The 16,534-nt window shown below is 55.3% G+C and carries 10 protein-coding genes; 8 read left to right on the top strand and 2 right to left on the bottom strand.

All coding sequences use genetic code 11. The annotated features are described in order from the left end of the window. Window positions 1-883: 883 nt before the first annotated feature. Window positions 884-3,268, bottom strand: coding sequence for a choline trimethylamine-lyase (gene cutC, locus G497_RS17750; RefSeq protein WP_051258043.1), 2,385 nt, complete (start codon window positions 3,266-3,268; stop codon window positions 884-886). 262 nt (window positions 3,269-3,530) lie between these two features. Here cutC and G497_RS19875 point away from each other — a divergent pair, with 262 nt between their 5' ends. Both G497_RS19875 and G497_RS0110510 read left to right on the top strand, forming a co-directional pair. Beyond that, on the top strand, window positions 3,531-4,190 hold the full coding sequence (locus G497_RS19875; protein ID WP_084516202.1) for a DUF1653 domain-containing protein: 660 nt from the start codon (window positions 3,531-3,533) through the stop codon (window positions 4,188-4,190). Window positions 4,191-4,207: 17 nt separating this feature from the next. Next, entirely contained in the window at window positions 4,208-4,654 is a 447-nt protein-coding gene (locus G497_RS0110510) for a zinc ribbon domain-containing protein YjdM (protein WP_281171059.1), read from the top strand. Between the two features lie 114 nt (window positions 4,655-4,768). On the opposite strand, the gene G497_RS0110505 is transcribed toward G497_RS0110510, so the two are convergent. Continuing rightward, window positions 4,769-6,310 (bottom strand): 3-deoxy-D-manno-octulosonic acid transferase, encoded by a 1,542-nt coding sequence (locus G497_RS0110505; protein WP_027188114.1) that lies wholly within the window; start codon window positions 6,308-6,310, stop codon window positions 4,769-4,771. A 314-nt stretch (window positions 6,311-6,624) separates the two neighbouring features. Here G497_RS0110505 and G497_RS0110500 point away from each other — a divergent pair, with 314 nt between their 5' ends. The 6 genes from G497_RS0110500 to G497_RS0110475 all read left to right on the top strand — a co-directional run bounded on the left by G497_RS0110500 (window position 6,625) and on the right by G497_RS0110475 (window position 16,454). Continuing rightward, window positions 6,625-8,283, top strand: a complete 1,659-nt coding sequence (locus G497_RS0110500; RefSeq protein ID WP_034637537.1) for an L-lactate permease — start codon at window positions 6,625-6,627, stop codon at window positions 8,281-8,283. Between the two features lie 280 nt (window positions 8,284-8,563). Continuing rightward, complete coding sequence (locus tag G497_RS0110495) at window positions 8,564-10,261, top strand: L-lactate permease (protein WP_027188112.1); 1,698 nt, start codon at window positions 8,564-8,566, stop codon at window positions 10,259-10,261. Between the two features lie 964 nt (window positions 10,262-11,225). Continuing rightward, window positions 11,226-12,218: an ABC transporter substrate-binding protein gene (locus G497_RS0110490; RefSeq protein ID WP_027188111.1), complete on the top strand. Its 993-nt coding sequence runs from the start codon at window positions 11,226-11,228 to the stop codon at window positions 12,216-12,218. A gap of 389 nt (window positions 12,219-12,607) precedes the next feature. Beyond that, window positions 12,608-13,693: an ABC transporter ATP-binding protein gene (locus G497_RS0110485; RefSeq protein ID WP_027188110.1), complete on the top strand. Its 1,086-nt coding sequence runs from the start codon at window positions 12,608-12,610 to the stop codon at window positions 13,691-13,693. After that, window positions 13,693-15,390 (top strand): ABC transporter permease, encoded by a 1,698-nt coding sequence (locus G497_RS0110480; RefSeq protein WP_027188109.1) that lies wholly within the window; start codon window positions 13,693-13,695, stop codon window positions 15,388-15,390. Before G497_RS0110485 ends, G497_RS0110480 begins: the two co-directional genes overlap by 1 nt. A 2-nt stretch (window positions 15,391-15,392) precedes the next feature. Further along, window positions 15,393-16,454, top strand: coding sequence for an ABC transporter ATP-binding protein (locus G497_RS0110475; protein ID WP_027188108.1), 1,062 nt, complete (start codon window positions 15,393-15,395; stop codon window positions 16,452-16,454). The last annotated feature ends 80 nt before the right edge of the window (window positions 16,455-16,534 follow it).

Here is a 16,534-nt window from a genome sequence, read left to right as displayed (position 1 = left end):
AATACCCGCGGCGGCACGCCGCAAAAACTACGCGCTATCATTCACTCATAGTAAAAAATATCGCGGCGTCTTCGCCGCACCTTACAGGTAATTCTTCGAGCCTCCCCTACCCCACGCGCGCTTTGCTGCGCCCCCCTACTCGCTCGGAGTGCGGTCGTTTCTTCTCCGCTCCCCTACTGCATACCATTTACCTTTTGTGGCACATCTCCTTATTCCAGCAAGCAACCGATAAGCGCCCTTCGCCCTTGCTTGGCACGGTGGTATCCCGCGCGAATATATTTGTGCAGCGTACGAGTCTTCGAGTGAGCGGAACAAATCTACTGAGCGCAGGCCGGGAACCTAGCGGGGTTACGGGGTGCAACCCCGTACGCCTGGGGTCGTTAGGGGGCCGGGCGAGGGCCCCCTGACCCAAGCGGAGCGGAAGAATAAAGAGAAAAGAGGAATGGTGTGGCGCTTGCGCCGCAAAAAATTAGCCTAACCCACTAAGAATACTGGATCCCTGCCTTTGCAGGGATGACAGTGCTTAGGCTGGCGCGGCGGCACGCCGCATAAAAATACGCGCTATCACATTGAAAATACTGGATCTCCGCCTGCGCGGGGATGACGGTGCTTGGGCCGAATGCCTTGCCAAACGAAAAAACTTCGTGCTTCCCCCAAGCGGAGCGGCAAACAAAACAAAAAACAACAGGCAGGCGCGGCGGCACGCCGTACAAAACTACGCGCTATCACATTGAAAATACTGGATCCCCGCCTGCGAGGGGATGACGGTGTTTAGGCTGTTGTGGCGCTTGCGCCGCAAAAAACTCCCCCTCTAAAAATAAAAACAGGGGGCACCGCAACGGGTGCCCCCTGTCTCTCTTCTTCCTAAATAACGCTCTCCAACCTACTCCAGCGTCGTCCTGCTAATAATCTCATCCTGCACTTCTTTGCACAATTCCACAAAGAACGCACTATACCCTGCCACGCGCACAATCAAATCCCTATGTTTTTCCGGCGCATTTTGGGCTGCCAGCAGGGTTTCACGGTCCACGCAGTTAAACTGCATCTGGGCATTGCCCATAATAGACGCCGTGCGCAGCAAGGTGGACCACCCGGCCCGGCCCTGGGGGCTTTCCAGCGCCCGTGGGGCCAGCTTAAAGTTGTGCGCCATACCAAGGCTCATGGATTCCACATTGATCTTAGAAACCGACTTGATAATGGCGGTGGGGCCTTTGGTATCTGCCCCCTGGGTGGGGCTCATGGCGTCGGAAAGCGGGGCCTTTGCCATTCTGCCGTCTGGCGTTGCGCCCACCATGCCCCCCAGCGGGGTGTTGAACGACTGGGAAAGCGTGCCGTGAATATGCCGTGCATACAACGACTTGTGCTTATTGAACGCCTTTTCAGTGTAATCCACAATTTCCCCGGCAATGGCGTCCACTGAATCAATGTCGTTGCCGAATTTAGGTGCGTTCAGGCAATCTCTGTGCATTTGCTCATACCCTTGCCAGTTGGCGTCCAGGGCAGCCTTCAGTTCTGTCAGGGTATATTTTTTATCGTCATACACCAGCTTTTTCACGGCTGCCATGCTGTCTGCATAGGTTGCCAGCCCGGCAAAAATGGTGCCCGGCCCTTCATACAGCACCGCACCACCCGCCAGTACGTCCTTGCCCTTTTCCATGCAGCCATCCACAAACAGCGACATATACGGGGTGGGGGCCATGTCGCGCACAGTTTCCTGAATAAGCACGGAGCCTTTTGTGGTCATGGTCACAAGGTGGTCAAGCTGGGTTTTCACAGCTTTTTCAAAGTCGGCATAGGTGCGCAGGTTTTCCAGGGGCCCGGTATCAATACCCTGCTTGGTGCCGTGGGAAGGCAGCACCCCGCGGTGCAGCGCCATTTCAATGGTAATGGGCCATTGGGTAAAGCCCCCCACTGTCCACTGGTGAATTCTGCCGGATTTTTGCGGCTCAACGCAGCCCATAAGGCAGTAGTCACGGGCGTCGTCATAGTCAAAACCCTTGCGCAGCATCATTTTAATGTGGGCATCGTCAAAGTGGCAGGCAGGCATGCCAGCCCCGGCATGAATCACGTCCAGCACTCGTTCCAGGTAGCGCGGGGGCGACTGGTTATGAATGCGGCAGGCCAGGGTAGGCTGGTACATTTTCACCCGTTCCACCGCTTCCAGAACAAGGTAGGTGAGGTCATTGGTGCCGTCGCCGCCTTCACGCTTCACCCCGCCAACGCACATGTTAATAAAGGGCATGTACCCGGCAAAATAGGTGGCGCTGGCTTCCGGGGTGTACCAGATCATTTCGGAGCATTTAATCATGAAGCTGCCAAAAAGCTCAAAGGCCTGCTCATGGGTCAAGCCGTTTTCCGCCATATCTTTGGCAAAGCAGGGGTACACATACTGGTCAATGCGGCCAAGGGAAGTGCTGGCCTGATTTTCTTCCAGCAAAAACAAGGACTGAATGGTCCAAATGCTTTGCAGCGCTTCCTGGAATGTTTGGGGCGGGTTGGCAGGCACACGGGCGTTAACGGCGGCAATGTGCTCCAGCTCTGCCTTGCGCGTTGGGTCTGCTTCCTGCTGGGCCAGTTGGCTGGCATACTGGGAAAGGCGGTTGGCATAGGTCATAATGCCGTCACACACTTCCATGGAAGCCTGGTAAAAAGTCTGCTTCTGGGCAAAGTCCGGGTCTGTGGGGGCCAGGGCAGCAAGGTGGGCCTGTGCTTCAGCCTTCACCCCGGCAACGCCCTTGGTGAACAAAATAATGTCATAGCCGGGGCTTGTATCGCCGCCGCCACTGGTAACGTGGTAGGTGAGGTCGCTCACGCAGGCTTCCACCCCAAATTCCCACACCCCGGCTGCGCGCAGTTTTACTTCGCACGCTTCAGCAACCGACTTGCCTTCCCAAAAGGGGAACAGCTCTTCGCGCATGACGCGCTTGTCTTCTTCGCTAATAAAGTAAGGGTCTTGGGAGCGGGTGCTGATGGTTTCCAGTTCGTCGCGCACCCAGGCCCAGGCGGTATCTGGCGAAAACGCGCCCGTGCGGGGCTTGCCACAGGGGTGGCCCACAATAAGCTCGTTTGGCTGAATGAGCAGTGGCGCAGTTTCACAGGCACGACGAAAGCCCTTGGCCCGGAGCAATGCTTTCGGCAAATTTTCATTCTCGCGCATCACTTCCGTATAGGCAAGGGCACGATGAATGCCAATACTTGGCTTCACTTGCAGGTACGCGTCTTTTAAGGCCTGTAAGCGCTGGGGGAGTGCGGTATTTTGCTGGGCCATGTTGGTAGCTCCTGTGGAAACAAGTTCACTGGGCAAGAGCAACAGAACAGCGCTCTTGGCGGGCCGGAAACAGCGTAAGGCATCCAAACAATAAACTCATACAGTATACAATAACCGTTCCCGTAAGGGGAAGGTCAAGCAGTTTGCCAAAAGTATTTGTATAAATCCAAAACAGGTCGAAAAATCGTCGTGGCAGTGCTGGATTTTTTTTATAATTAGCCCTATTAATTCACTACATATTACTTAGTTCCATGAGGAAACCATGTCCTATATCATTCTTGGCGGCTTGTACCAGCATTACAAAGGCAACCACTACCGGGTGTTGCACCTTGCCCGCCATTCGGAAACCGAGGAACCCCTGGTGGTGTACCAGCCATTGTACGGCCAGTGCGGCATTTGGGTGCGCCCCCTGCCCATGTTTCTGGAAAACGTCTTCCTGAGCGGAAAAGAAGTGCCCCGCTTTGCGTATGTTGCCCCTGCACCGCAAGCCTTTGGCACCACCCTGGAAATAGGCCTTTCTCCAGCTTTGGCTGCGCTGCTTGGCACACCGGGTGCCTATTTGTGGGCAAAGGTGTGCCAAGCTTTCCCCCCTGGTGCGGTGGAAGCAACGCCTGCAAAAGAGGGCACACATGCACGCCTGCATTGTGCCGGGGTGCCTGCCGCCCTTGTAACCGTGGCCCTGCACCAGCAGGTGCTTGCCATGGGGGTGCCAACCTTTGGGGTGCAGGTGATGGCAGGAAACGGGGCCGAAGCAGAAGGCCCGCCCCTGCGGCAACGGGTGGTCATGCTGCCCGGCCCGGCAGGGCACGAGGTAGGTGTGGGCATTGAAATAAGTGGCACCCACGCCCGCATAGAACTGCTGGATGCCACACAAGGGGCAGCACGGGCGGTTTGCCTTCTTGGCGGGGAACAGGTAGAATAAGGAAACGTTTCAACTTTTTGGTTACTGCTCCGCTGCGTGTTGCCTGTTCTTCACGCAGCGTTTTTATTATTCTCATTGCGGGTGCGTTGCTGCAACACGCTTGCTGCCATGCCCCTGCCCACAAAAATGGAGTGATTATGCCCCCATGCCCCCAGTGCGGCTGTGACTATGCCTACCCCGATGGAGCCATGTATGTATGCCCGGAATGTTCCCATGAATGGAACCCGGAAGAAGCCGCAGCCACACCCAGTGAAGGCGGCGTGCGCGACAGCAACGGCAACCTTCTGGCAGATGGCGATTCCATTATTCTTATTAAGGATTTGAAGCTGAAAGGATGCTCCACCGTGCTGAAAAAAGGCACCAAGGCCAAGGGCATTCGCCTTGTGGACGGCGACCATGAAATTGACTGCCGCATGAACGACATGAAGGTGATGCTGAAGGCCGATTTTGTGAAAAAATGTTAGGGAAGCGCTGAGGTTTCCGTTTGGCGGTGTTGCTTCATGTTTTTTACAGGGGGGCAGGGCCAAAGAGCCCACCCCCCCTGTAAAAAACATTCGCGCCTTGCCAAACGGAATAAATCAGCGTTTCCCCAGCAACCGCAACACTCTGTCCGCTGCCTGCCGACTCCCCCCGGTGTGGGGGGCCAGCCACTGCTGGAAGGCCTGTTGCACAGCGGTGCGAGTTTGTGGGGGGGAGTGCGCAGTATTTTCATGAAAGCAGGGTACATTGTGCACAAGGGCCTGGAACAACTGTTCCGGGCTTTCTATTTGCTGCACCAGCCCTTGCTGCATCAACTCTTCCCCCACCCAGTAAAAATTATGCCATGAAGGGCCAATAACCACGTGGGCACCTGCCTGCAATGGTTCCAGAAAGTTTTGCCCACCCAAAGGCGCAAGGCTGCCCCCCACAAACACCACGCTGGCCTCGCTATACAGCCTGTCCAGTTCACCAAAGGTATCCCACACCAGAATGGCCGGGGCTGTTGCCTGGGCTGCTTGGGTGTGCTGTGTTGCCGCTATTGCCTGTGGCGTTTCTGCCCCATGGGCGCTCTGTTCCTGATTTTTCAGGTGGGAACGCAGCACAAAGGGCAGGCCCTGGGCTTCCAGCCATTGGCACCACGGGGCCACCCGGTGCATGTGGCGCGGGGCAATGGCAAGGCGCAGGGGCGTGCCATGCCGGGCCAGGGCAAGCACTGTGGGCTGCACCAGGGGTTCTTCTTCTTCCCGGACGGAAGCCAACGCCACCAGAGCCGGGGGCACAGGGCGGATAGCAACGGGGGCCTGCCCCGCACCCACCTGTTCTTCTCCCCCCTGATTTTCTCTGGCTTGGGCAGCGGCATTGTGCTGGCAGGTGCGTAGCAACGCCTCCGCCGCCCGGTCAAATTTGATATTAGGCATACATGCGGTATGGGCATGGGGGAACAAGCTGGCAAAGCGGCTTCTGTCTGCTTCACTTATAGCAAGCACGCTGTGGGGGGCGGCGTCTGCCCACAAAAAAGGCAGAAACTTGTAGTGCCGCAAACTTTTATCTGTCATGCGGGCATTAAGCACCAGCACAGGCACCCCTGCCGCACGGCAGGCCAGGAGCAGGCCGGGCCACAGTTCCGTTTCCAGCAGCACCACCACGCTGGGCTTGGCCTGGGCAATGGCGTTGGCCACCAGGGCCGGGGCGTCCAGGGGGGCATAGGCGGCATGGGCGCTCACCGGGCCTTGCCCAAGGCGCTGGGGCAGGGTTTGCAGCACTTCCAGGCCCTGGCGTGTCCAGGTGGTGGCAAGCAGGCGCAAGCGCGGCTGCCCAGCTTGTTGGGGCAACAATTCTGGCTGTGCCACAAGAGATTCTTGCAGGGCAAGGGCCAGGCTGTGGGCCAGCCACGCTTCCCCGCCGGAAGCGGCCTGCACCCATACCACGGGGGCGGCAATTGGTGCGGCGAACGAATCGCCCAGTGAGCCGGGCTGCACGTTCCCCTGTGGGCCTGCCTCTGCTTCCTGCCACGGCCATTCTTGGGGCACTAAACGCTGGGAAAACCCTTCACGCAGGCGCTTGTTGGTGCGTAACAACGGGGTTGCCCCTTTCCAGGCAAGGGTGTAGCAGGCGGAAAAAACGCGGGTGGCAAAGCGCATGGCTCTCCTGAAAAGGCACGTTTGTGTGGAATTGGGTGGGGTAGATTGTATGCCGTGGGTACATGTGTTCGTGCGCCATGGTAGTGCATTCTGCCTGGCCTGACAATGTTCCTTTTTCCGCTCCAGAGGCGGTGTACATGCCAGGAAAAATCCGCTGGTTCCGCGGGCAGGTGCGAGCTGTTCACGATCTCAATTTTTTAGCTACTCTCCCAGTTTAATAAAGATTCTTGCTTTTCACTTTGTCTTTGGCTAATGTCACATCTTCTCTACGCAGTGTGCACTGAGAGTAAAACACCATAACAGGGGAGAGCTATATGACAACCTGGACCCAAGTGTATGACCCATTACGAGCGCTCGTATCGGCAGCGCCAGAGTATCTTATTTCCGCTTTGGTGGCAGGCATTCCGCTTTATGTGTTGTTTTACATGCTGGCAGTACGCCGCACCCCGGGGCACAAGGCAGCCCTTTTGGGCACTTCAACAGCTATGCTGCTAGCCATTTTTGTATGGGGTATGCCTGCCAACCTTGCCGTAAGTTCCACCCTTATGGGCGCGGCATTTGGTATTTTCCCCATTGTCTGGATAGTTATTACCGCTGTGTGGGTGTACAACATGACAGTGGAGTCCGGCGAATTTGAAATTATCAAGGAATCGCTGGCAAGCCTCACAGACGACCGCCGCCTACAGGCCATTTTTATTGCGTTTGCCTTTGGTTCATTCATTGAAGGCACAGCCGGGTTTGGTACCCCTGTGGCCATTACCGCTGCCATGCTTGCAGGCCTTGGGTTTAACCCCATGTATGCCGCAGGTATTTGCCTTATTGCCAACACGGCCCCGGTGGCGTTTGGCGCCATTGGTATTCCCATTGTGGTGGCAGGGCAGGTAACAGGGCTGGACATAAACCACATCAGCGCCGTAGTAGGCCGCCAGTTGCCGTTCCTTTCCGTTATTGTGCCCCTGTGGCTGTGCGTTACCATGTGCGGCTTCAAGCGCTCCATGGAAGTGCTGCCCGCCATTATTGTGGCAGGGGTGTGCTTTGCTGGCTCCCAATTTGTTTTTTCCAACTTCCACGGCCCGTACCTGCCAGACATTATGTCTGCCATTATTACCATTCTGGGTATGGTGTTGCTGCTGCGCGTGTGGAAGCCGAAAAACGTATGGCACTTCCCGGATGAAAAAGTGGTTCCCCGCACCGGCGGCTGCAAGTATTCCGGCAAAGAAGTGCTGCGCGCCTGGGCCCCATACCTTATTCTTGCTGTAATGGTCTTTATTTGGGGGCTTGATGCCTTCAAAAGCATTCCGGCTATTAAAGGGACCACCTTCATGTTTGAATGGCCCGGCTTGCATAACGCCGTTATCAAAACAGCCCCCATTGTAGCAAAAGACGCCCCCCTTGCTGCCAAGTACACTGTGAACCTGCTGCTGGCCGCTGGCACTGCCATTCTCATTACCGGCCTGATTTCTTCCTTTGTTATGCCCCGTTACGGCCTTGGCAAAGCCATTGCCTGCCTGCTGCGCACCTGCCACCAGTTGCGCTACCCCGTGCTGACCATTGCCACCATTTTGGGCCTTGCCTACATCATGAACTTCTCCGGCATGAGTTCAACCCTTGGTTTGGCATTCACCAGAACGGGATTCCTGTTCCCCTTCTTTGCCCCCATTATTGGCTGGATTGGGGTGTTCCTTACCGGGTCTGACACCTCTTCCAACGCCCTGTTTGCCGGGTTGCAGCGCACCACAGCAGAAGCTTTGGGCATTGACCCCCACCTGACCGTTGCTGCCAACTCTTCCGGTGGGGTTACCGGGAAAATGATTTCCCCGCAGTCCATTTCAGTGGCCACCGCCGCCACCAACCTTATTGGGCAGGAAGGCAACCTGTTCCGCTTTACCCTGTGGCACTCTGTAGCCATGACCCTGGTAGTGTGCGTGATCACCTTCCTGCAAGCATACTGGTTTAGCTGGATGCTGCCGTAACACTGCCTTCGTGCTTCCACTGTAATTGATCAAAAAGCCTGCCGGGGGAATAACCCTGGCAGGCTTTTTTTCGCCTTGCGCCACAACTGAATTTCCCGGGTGTATTCCCTTGGCCAGAATCCGGTTTTCTTTGTGCCGAAATTCTCAAATGTTATCAGGCCATAAAGATAACTCCAAAGCTTCCTGTTACAAGGAATCTTTGCTTTACAGGAAACAGGAACAACGATATGGAATACAAGGCCTGACCTTTTTACTGTTTAACTCTCCAAGGATGTTGTGTATGGATGACAAACTTCTTGCCCTGGTGGCCCTGCTTCCCATTGTTGTCGCCATGATTCTCATGGTGGGCATGCGCATGGGGGCTGCCAAAGCCATGCCCCTGGCCTGGTTAACTGGTGCTGCAAGTGCCCTGCTTGTATGGGGCCTGCCCACATCATATATTGCCGCACTTACCGTGCAGGGCTTTGTTTCTGCCATTGGGGTACTCATTATTGTGTTTGGCGCACTGCTTATTTTGCATACGCTGCAATATTCCGGGGGGATGGAAACCATCCAGTACGGCATGCAGAACGTGAGCAAAGACATGCGCGTGCAGGCAATTATTATTGGTTACATGTTTGCAGCCTTCATTGAAGGGGCAGCCGGCTTTGGTACCCCTGCCGCCCTGGCAGCCCCTCTGCTGCTTTCCCTTGGTTTTCCGCCCCTTGCGGCGGCTGTTATCTGCCTTGTCTTTAACTCGTTCCCGGTTACCTTTGGTGCCGTGGGCACGCCCGTTATTGTAGGCTTTGGCAGCGCCCTTGGCGACCTGATTATGGCTGGTGGCTGGGAAACAAAAGACGCGTTCTTCAAGGTTATCGGGCAAACCGTTACCTTTATGCACGTACCCATGATCTTTATTCTGCCTATTTTCATGCTGGGCTTCATTACCCGCTTCTTCGGCCCCAACCGCTGTTGGAAAGACGGCTTTGCCGCATGGCGTTTTTGCGTGTTTGCCGCCATTTCCTTCACCGTTCCCTACCTGGCGTTCGCCTGGTTTGTAGGGCCGGAATTCCCCTCCCTCATCGGCGGGCTTATTGGCCTTGGGATTATTGTGTGGGGTGCCCAGCGCGGCATTGCCATGCCCACTGACGGGGTGTGGACCTTTGGCGACAGCAGCAAGTGGGAATCTTCCTGGACAGGCGAAATCGCCTTTTCCGGCAAAACCACCTTTACTGCCCACATGAGCCAGTTCATGGCATGGCTGCCCTATGTTCTTATTGGCGGCATCCTTGTGCTTACCCGCATTAGCCAACTGCCCCTGAAAGCATGGCTGAACAGCACGGCAACCGTTACTGTGAACATGGGCTTCCTTGGCTACCCAAAAGTGGCAGAAAGCCTGAAGCTGCTGTACCTGCCTGGCACCATTCCTTTTATGCTTGTAGCCCTGATTACCATTGTGCTGCATAAAATGCCCGGCGACAAGGCCACAAAAGCATGGACAGAAACATTTGTAAAAATGAAGAACCCCACCATTGCCCTGTTCTTTGCTGTGGCTTTGGTGAAAATATTCCAGGGCTCCGGCTTTAACCCTGCCCTGGCAGCAGGTGAAGTGCACCCCGTTTCCATGCCCCTGGTTATGGCAAAAGCCATTGCAGACCTGCTTGGTGGCGCATGGCCCCTGTTCGCTTCCTACGTGGGCGGCCTGGGTGCCTTTATTACCGGCTCCAACACAGTTTCCGACATGCTCTTTGGCGGTTTCCAGTGGGGCGTGGCGGAAAGCCTTGGCCTGAGTAAAACCGTTATTCTGGCTGCCCAGGCAGCAGGCGGTGCCATGGGGAACATGATCTGCATCCATAACATTGTTGCAGTGTGCGCCGTGGTGGGCCTGAACGGACGTGAAGGGGATATTCTGAAGCAAACCTTCTGGCCCTTCATGCTGTATGGTGTGGTGGTGGGTATTGTTGCCTACACCCTCATACTCACCGGGTTTACCTGGTAAGTTTCAGGCTGTTCTTGGTCAGGCAGTTACTGGGGGGGGCGCATCGCCCCCCTTTTTTATTGCTGGTCTTTTTGCGTTCTGCCTGCGTCAGGTGCGTGCCGTGCGACGCTCATGTATGTCTATACACATCGCTCCGCACGGCACTTCCTTCCTTGGCAGGACACAAAAATCCTCAGCAATAAGGGGATAGGGCTCGTTTTTCCGTTTGGCGGCGTCAGGTGCGTGCCGCCTCGTTCATTCTTTTTTACCCACGTCCCCATACACCGTGCGGTCTATTTGGGCTTCACTTTCTGGAAATCTACCACGTCCCCATACACCGTGCGGTCTATTTGGGCTTCACTTTCTGGAAATCTACCACGTACCCTTTGTGGCACAGTTTGCGCCTGCCCGCTCCCCTCATCAATATAACGTACTCATAGCCTCACCAGCGTTTGTGCGCTTCGTTGCGCCCGACCACTCATGTGCAGTGCGGTTGTTATGGTACCGCCCCTTTCTTGATAGCGATTGCTCTCTGTGGCACAGCAGATTATTTCGTAAAGGTTTCGATAAGTAGCCTCACTCGCAGCCAGCACGGTGTCCTCCCCGCGCGAATATGTTTGCGGGCGTCACGAGCGCAGCGAGTAAGCGTAGCAAACATTTTGAGCACGGGCCGCTACCTAAACGGGGTCTTGGGGCAGAGCCCCACGTGTGTGGGGTTGTCAGGGGGCCGCACAAGGGCCCCCTGACCCTAGCGGAGCGGCAAACAAAACAAGAAACAACAGGCTGGCGCGGCGGCACGCCGCACAACACTACGGAACTCCGCGCTTTACCGCCCCCCTTCCCTCCGCGCTTCCCTCCATTTACCACTGGACACTTCCCCCCGTACAACGTAAAAATACCGCAATGCCTATGGTCACTTCTTCCGGCCTCCATCACGTATTTTCCGGGCCGTTGCCCGACCAACCGACTTCATAAGGAGTTTTGCATGCGTACCATTTCTGGAATACTTTTGCTCTCCCTGTGTATGTTCATGGGGGCTGCCAGCCCTGCCCTTTCTGCCGAAAAACTTATTGTGTACACCTCCATGAAGGAGTCACTTATCGGCAAGTTAAAGGCCCAATTTGAAAAAAAATATCCCGATATTTCCATGGACTACCAAAGCGCCGGGGCTGGCAAGCTTATGGCAAAAATCGCAGCGGAACGCCAAAGCGGCACAGTGCTGGCCGACGTATTGTGGACCAGTGAAGTACCGGATTTTTACAACCTGAAGAAGGAAGGCGTGCTGGAACCCTACACCTCTTCCGAAATAGGCAACGTGCTGAACCCCTTCAAAGACTTTGACGGCAGTTTTACCGCCGCCCGCCTTGGTACACTGGGCATTGGCTACAACAAAAAATTTATCAAGGAAACCCCCAAGGCCTGGAGCGATTTAACCACAAAGCCGTTTAAAGGGGCCTTTGGCATTGCCAACCCTTCCCTTTCCGGCACTTCCTACATGAGCGTAGCCCTGCTGGCAGAAAAATTTGGCTGGGAATTTTTTGAAGCCCTGCGCAAGAACGGCGCAAAAATAGGCAAAGGGTCCGGCCAGGTTATTGACGACACCGCTTCCGGTGAACTGGTGGCCTCCCTTGCTGTGGATTACATTATTAACGACAAAATCAAAAAAGGTGCCCCCATGGCCCTGGCCTACCCGCCTGAAATGCTGGTGGTGCCAAGCCCTGTGGCCATTATTAAAAATACGCCCAACCTGGGTGCTGCCAAAAAATTTGTAGACTTTTTGCTGAGCAAGGAAGCCCAAACCATTATTGCCGGGGAAGGAACCCTGCCCGTGCGCACCGACGTGGAAATTCCCGCCGCATTTAATATGCCCACCCCGGCAGAAGCCATGAAGCGGGCCATTCCCATTGACTACCAAAGCCTTATGGAAAAGAAAGAAGCTAACGTAAAGCGCTTCAACGATATTATGCAGGGCAAGTAACCCTTCACCTGGCTCATTTCACTAAAAGTGCGGTGGGGGGTTACCCTGCCGCACTTTGCATACCCTGAGGAAACGCTGATTTTTCCGTTTGGCTGCGTTACTTCACTTTCTCCGTTCGGGCTTCATCTAGATGCGTGGGCAGCGAAGCTGCCCGCACCTTCCGCCCTCACTCCACGGCTCGCTACGCTCGCGACTGCCGTCGGCTTTAAGGATAGTTCAGGTAAATGGGGGTACAAGGGGACAATTGTGCAGGAAGCACAATTGGGAACCGCCCAACGGGCGGGAGCCGAAGGCCGAGGCCCAGGAAGGGCCGAGTCAATCATTCCCCTTGTAGGGGGGTGGGGGACAGCGTCCCCCAATAAAAATCAATCAATTTACACAGGTAGTATATGGCAACCATAGAACTTGACCACATCAGCAAACGGTATGAAGGCCGCGAGGTTCTTTCCGACCTTTCGCTGACCATTGAGCATGGCGAGTGTTTTACCCTGCTTGGCCCTTCCGGCTGCGGCAAAACGGTGCTCATGCGCCTTATTGCCGGGTTTGACGTGCCAGAACAGGGCACCATTCGCATTGGCGACACCGTGGTGGTAGATGCCGAAAAGCGCATTGCCCTTTCCCCAGACACCCGCGACCTTGGGGTGGTGTTCCAGGAATATGCGGTGTGGCCCCACATGACAGTGTTCGACAACGTGGCCTACCCCTTAAAGCTGGCCAAAACGCCCCAGGCCAAGCTGGAAAAGCGGGTTCTGGAAACCATTGCCCTTGTGAACATGACAGGGCTGGAGCGGCGCTTGCCTTCGGAACTTTCCGGCGGGCAACAGCAGCGCGTGGCCCTTGCCCGCGCCCTGGTGGCAAACCCCTCGCTTATGCTGCTGGACGAACCCCTTTCCAACCTGGACGCCAACCTGCGCGAAGAAATGCGGTTTGAAATCAAGGAAATGCAGCGCAAGCTGGACATTACGGTGCTGTATGTGACCCACGACCAGGAAATTGCCCTGGCCCTTTCCGACCGCATTGCGGTAATGGACAAAAAGGGACGTATTTTGCAAGTGGGCACGCCCTTTGATATTTTTGAAAAACCCGCCAGCCTGGCTGTGTTTACGTTTATGGGCGTAGCCAACTTTATGGCTGTACGCCAAGAAAACGGCGAATTTTATGTGGGCACGGGCACCCAGCCAGTACCATGGGAAAAGCCCCAGGGCACAGCCAAAAACTGGGTGGCAGGCTTTAGGCCTTCAGATGTTGTAATTAGCCGCAAGGAGCAAGGCCTGCGCGGCGTGGTAAAGCGGGCCAACTTCCTGGGTGCCATGATGGATTACCTGGTGGAAGTGGACGGGACAGAGTTTCGCACCGGGGTGGAAACCCATTTGGCAGTGGAAGCAGGGCTGATGTTTGCCGAAGGGGAACAGTGTTCCCTCCAGTTTGCCAGCCTGCACTGGTTTGATGCTGCTGAAATGGTGGAGGAAGCGTAATGGCGTCCGCTATAAAAAAGAATGAAGGCTTTGGGGCCGCCCAGCTTATTCTGGCCCTTTCCATTGGTATTCTGGTGGTGGTGGTGGCAGTGCCTGTGCTGCTCATTTTCTTGAACGCCTTCTGGGCGGATGGCAAGTTCAACGTGCAGGACGTGCTGCGTGTTCTCAGCGAGCCAGACACTTACCAGGCGTTGATGAACTCCCTTATTATTGCCGTGGGCACCACCATTGGCAGTACGGTGGTGGGAACGTTTTTTGCGTGGCTGGTCACACGCACAGACCTGCCGTACAAGCGCTTCATGAAAGGCATGTTCCTTGTGCCATTTATGCTGCCCTCGTTTATTGGGGCACTGGCCTGGAAAATGCTCCTTTCCCCCCGGGCAGGCTACATTAACCGCTTTTTCATGGACACCTTTGGCTTTGAAGAGCCGTTGTTCAACATTTACAGCTTTACTGGCATTATTCTTGTGGAAATAATGTACCTGTTCCCCTTTGTGTTCATTCAGGTGTGCGGCGCGCTGGAGCGCATGGACCCCACACTGGAAGAATCGGCCCGCATTTCCGGGGCTGGGCTGTTTACCATTACCCGCAAAATTACCATTCCGCTGGTAATGCCCAGCATCCTTTCCGGCGCATTGCTTATTATGCTTTACTCCATGGCCCACTTTGGCACCGTGGCGGTGCTGGGCATTGAAAACGGCATTTTCAACATTCCCACCCTTATTTATGAACGTATCCACCAAAGTGCTGGCAGCTTTGCTTCCATCCGTACAGGTACGGTGCTTGCCTCGGTGCTGGTGTTTTCCGCAGCGCTCATTTTATGGTTGCAGAATAAAATTCTGGGCAAGGGCCGCTACCAGATTATTGCGGGCAAAAGCTTCCGCCCCATGGAACTGAAGCTGCGCGGCCTGCGCTACCCCCTGCTGGCATTCTGTTTGGCCTACATCGGGTTTACCATTGTGCTGCCCACGGTGGTCATTTTCCTTGTGGGTGGCCTTACCACCTACGGCCTGCCCTTTACGGCAGAGCACCTTTCCCTGAACAACTACAAGTTTATTCTGTTCGACTATCAGGTAACCCGCGACGCCATTGTAAACAGCGTTACCCTGGGCCTTGCGGCAGCGCTTATTACCATGTCTGCCGGGGTAATGATTTCTTACGTTATCGTAAAAATGCGGGTGCGTGGCAAAGGCATTTTGGAGTTTTTAGGCATGTTGCCCTTTTCCGTGCCCGGCTCGGTTATTGCCCTGGGTGTTATTCTGGCCTGGAGTGGCAAACTGGGCATTAACCTGTACAACACGGTGTGGATCATTCTGGTGGCCTACATTGCCAGGTACATGGCCTTTTCCATTAAGGCCAACTCCGCCGCCCTGGAACAGGTGCACGATTCGTTGGTGGAAGCGGCGCGGGCCTGCGGTGCCAGTATGGGCCAAGCCCTGCGCGACATTGTGCTGCCCCTGGTGCGCCCCGGCATGTTTGCCGCCTTTTTCCTAATTTTCCTGCCTGCCCTGCGTGAACTCACAGTGTCCATTATGCTGTATTCCCCCACCACCCGCACCATTGGCGTGGCTATTTATACGCTGAACGAAGACGGGGAAACGGTTATGTCTGCCGCGCTGGCGGGCATTGCCCTTATCCTTATTGTTTCCGGGCAGCTTTTCATTAACCGGCTGACACGCAAAAAGGCAGGGCGGTAAGCATGTCGTACGTAAGGCTTATTAACGTAACCAAGCGGTTTGGCATGGTGAAGGCCGTGGATAGCCTGAACCTGAATATAGAACGCGGGGAATGCTTTTCCCTGCTTGGCCCTTCCGGCTGCGGCAAAACCACCACCCTGCGCATGGTGGCAGGGTTTGAAGATTTGGATGAAGGCGAGATTCATGTGGGCGACCGCCTGCTTTCTTCCAAGGCTAAAAACTTCTACCTGCCCCCGGAAAAACGCCACTTTGGCATGGTATTCCAGGCATTTGCCGTGTGGCCCCACCTTTCGGTGTATGAAAACGTGGCCTTTCCCCTGCGTATTCAAAGAATGGGCAAGGCGGAACTTGAACAACGCACCAAAGATGCCCTGCTCAGCACCAACTTGTGGGGCGTGGCAGATGGCAGCCCGGAAGACCTTTCCGGGGGGGGCAAGCAGCGCGTTGCTTTGGCCCGTGCCCTGGCCATTAACCCGGACGTAATGCTGCTGGACGAACCCCTTTCCAGCCTGGACCCCCACCTGCGTGAAGAAATGCGCTTTGAAATTAAAGACCTGCAAAAAAAATACGGCTTTGCCATTATTTACGTAACCCACGACCAGTCCGAAGCCATGGCCCTTTCAGACAGGATTATGGTGATGAAGTCCGGGGTGGTGCAGCAAATTGATTCGCCGTTGAACATTTACAGCAGCCCGGCCAACAAGTTTGTTTTCAACTTTATTGGCCTTTCCAACTTCCTGGACGTTTCCGCCCTGGGCAACGGGCAATATACGGTGGAAGGTTCCAATACCTCCTTGCCCACAAGCCTTGTGCCCCCAAGGGAAAAGGCTGCGCCCAAGCTTTCCCTGGCCAGCCGGCCTTCGGAAATCGACTTCACAACAGAAGGGGGCATTCTTGGCACCGTGCGGCGCAAGTCCTTCCTGGGTGAAGTGATTGACTACCAGGTGGATGTGGGCGGGCAAACCGTGCGGGTGCAAAAAGGCCGCCGGGAAGCTGGCCCCAATGTAGGTGAAGCCTGCGGCCTGCACCTGCTGCGCCCCCACTGGTATGGGATAGAAGAGTAAGGGAAACGCTGATTTATTCGGTAGTTTTTTACGCAACGAATAACACAGTCTGTTTACGATGCATAAAACAAGCGGATACG

The sequence above is a fragment of the Desulfovibrio cuneatus DSM 11391 genome, assembly GCF_000430005.1.
In the GTDB taxonomy this organism is placed as follows: Bacteria; Desulfobacterota; Desulfovibrionia; order Desulfovibrionales; family Desulfovibrionaceae; genus Frigididesulfovibrio; species Frigididesulfovibrio cuneatus.
The sequence above is the reverse complement of the archived record's forward strand: the minus strand, read 5'-3'. Positions and strand labels throughout refer to the sequence as shown.